This is a genomic window from Pseudomonas sp. EA_35y_Pfl2_R5 (assembly GCF_963970805.1).
In the GTDB taxonomy this organism is placed as follows: domain Bacteria; phylum Pseudomonadota; class Gammaproteobacteria; order Pseudomonadales; family Pseudomonadaceae; genus Aquipseudomonas.
Genome location: NZ_CAXAOW010000039.1, coordinates 1 through 1097, shown reverse-complemented (window position 1 = coordinate 1097; position 1097 = coordinate 1). Strand labels below are relative to the sequence as shown.

The following is a 1097-nucleotide window of genomic DNA, read 5'->3' as shown; positions in this document are numbered from 1 at the left end:
CTGTGCAAGAATGGTTATTGCCGTGATCCATTTATAAAAAGTATTCATTATTTGAATTGCCGCATAACGTTTGGTTAAGGGGCGGGCTTTAGCCCGTCCCAGTGAGCGAAGCGAACGATTTGAACCAGTTGTTAGCGGGCACCAAGTGGGTTACCCAGTTGGCTAAGGCCTTCAATGTTGTCAGGTATTGACCAGTACAACTGCTCTAGCTCGTTGAAGTATAGAAATATGACTGCATCACTATCGCTCCCCAGATTATATTCTTGCCTACTCAAGTAGTATGCCCACGATGAGTTGTCGAATATTTCTTTATCTCCATTCTTTTCGTAGGTGAAAAATTCGGCATTCGGTGGAGGTAGAATTTTTAAGATTTCACTCTTCAGCATTCCAATCTTTATTTTTGTATAGTTATTTTTAATGCGCTCTTGCTGCTCGACTGGAGCGCTGTATGGAAAGCTAGTTATGCTGTCTAGGAATTTACCGAAATGGTACTTGTTTGAGGACGTTGTTGTGGAGTGATATGTTTTCGTCTCAAAGCATGCGGGGAGCGATGCCATTAATACTAACAACAAAAGATATTTTAACTTGTGCATGGCATGAGTTTCCGTGTTGCCTGCTAACGTTCAGGTTAAGGGGCGGGCTTTAGCCCGTCCCAGCGAGCGAAGCGAGTGATTTGAACCGCTTGTTAGGCTCGCGCTTGAGCCGAGCGCTGTGAGCGACAACAGCACGATAGCCAACATTGCTTTTGATTCTATGTGCTGTTTCATGCGGTTCCCTCGCTTTGCCTCTTGGTCTTGGAGCGCCTCAGCGCCAGCGCGATGTTATGGCTGACGTGCAGGATATTACGGAGATAGATTTTATTGCCCGGCCTGCGATTTCAAATACACCAAATTCTCTTCATGGGAAATGCACGGTTTTGAACTGTTGATTCCGCGATTTTCCATTTGCGCGCATTCCTTTGCTTTGTATGCCTAACGATTAAGCTAAGGGGCGGCGGCACGCCGTCCCAGCGAATGAAATGAGCGATTTCAGCGTCTTGTTAGGCATTGCTCATAATCCTGTAAGCGAAATACCGAATTTCGCATCTGTAACGATGT

Annotated in this window: 1 protein-coding gene; it reads right to left on the bottom strand. The window is 45.7% G+C overall.

What is annotated here, in order from left to right:
* Positions 1–131: 131 nt before the first annotated feature.
* Positions 132–593 (bottom strand): hypothetical protein, encoded by a 462-nt coding sequence (locus AACX99_RS22110; RefSeq protein WP_339414560.1) that lies wholly within the window; start codon positions 591–593, stop codon positions 132–134.
* Between the last annotated feature and the right edge of the window lie 504 nt (positions 594–1097).